Annotated in this window: 1 protein-coding gene; it reads left to right on the forward strand. The window is 53.0% G+C overall.

What is annotated here, in order from left to right; translation table 11 throughout:
* Window positions 1-46: 46 nt before the first annotated feature.
* Window positions 47-1263: GntP family permease (locus tag Q0257_RS04690; protein WP_298022153.1), on the forward strand; the 1217-nt coding region annotated here is incomplete at its 3' end.

A 1263-nucleotide genomic window follows, 5' to 3' on the forward strand; every position in this document is an offset into this window, starting at 1 on the left:
AGCTTAAACCGCTTGCGGGCAAATTAAATCCATTCAAGGAGCTTTTATGAGCGGTGTTGCGTTAATCATCTGCTTCGCCATAGCGGTCGTCGTGATGATTTTTTTGATCTCCAAAGCAGGCGTTCACCCATTTTTGGCGCTAATGCTTATCTCCCTGGCGCTCGCGATCGTCGCGGGCATACCGCTAGCCAAGATCCCCGCGATTATCGGCGACGGATTCAGCGGCACGTTTAAGAGTATCGGTATCGTCATAATCTTCGGCGCGCTCATCGGCACCGTGCTCGAAAAGACAGGCGCAGCGCTCAAACTCGCCGATATGGTCGTAAACGTAGTCGGGCAGAAGCGCCCCGAGCTTGCGATGCTCATAATGGGCTGGATCGTAGGTATCCCCGTATTTTGCGACAGCGGCTTCGTAGTTTTAAACCCGATCCGAGAAGCGATCAGCAAAAAAATCGGCGAAAATCCGGTCGCTCTTGCAGTAGCGCTCTCCGGCGGACTTTACGCCTCGCACGTATTCATCCCGCCGACTCCGGGACCGATCGCCGCAGCAGGCGCCGTGGGTCTAGGCGGCAATCTGCTGCTCGTAATCGCAATGGGCGCGGTAGTGTCCTTGCCGGTGCTGATCGCTACATACTTTTTTTCCAAAAAAGTCGCCAAGAGTGTGCATATAAGCGAGGCTGAAGCGAATGAGGTTATCGCAAAAAGCTACGACGATCTGCTTAAACAATACGGCAAATTACCGGGCGGATTTTTAAGCTTAGCCCCTATTTTGATACCGATCCTATTTATGGCGCTGGGCTCCGTCGCCAAGATCCTAAAAGTAGGCGGGTTTGCGGGCGAAATTTCGCAATTTTTAGGAAATCCTATCATCGCGCTAGCCCTGGGCGTAGTTTTTGCGGTATTTTTACTCATGCAAACCGGCAAACTAGGCGAATTTAGCGAGATCACCAACGAATCCTTAAAGATAGTAGGTCCGATCCTCTTCATCACCGCAGCGGGCGGAGTGCTAGGCAAGGTCATTACCGACGCCGGCTTCGTAACCTACATCAAGGACAATGCGACTGCCATTAAAGCCGCGGGGATTTTCTTCCCGTTCTTAATCTCGGCCGTCTTAAAAACCGCGCAAGGAAGCTCCACCGTGGCGATCATCACTACAGCTTCGATTATGGGCGCATTTAACGCAGACGGCTCGCTGATGCAGATACTGGGCTTCACCTCCGAAATGTCCGGCGCGCTTGTGGTAATGGCGATCGCAGCGGGCGC

The sequence above is a fragment of the uncultured Campylobacter sp. genome (assembly GCF_938018035.1).
In the GTDB taxonomy this organism is placed as follows: Bacteria; Campylobacterota; Campylobacteria; order Campylobacterales; family Campylobacteraceae; genus Campylobacter_B.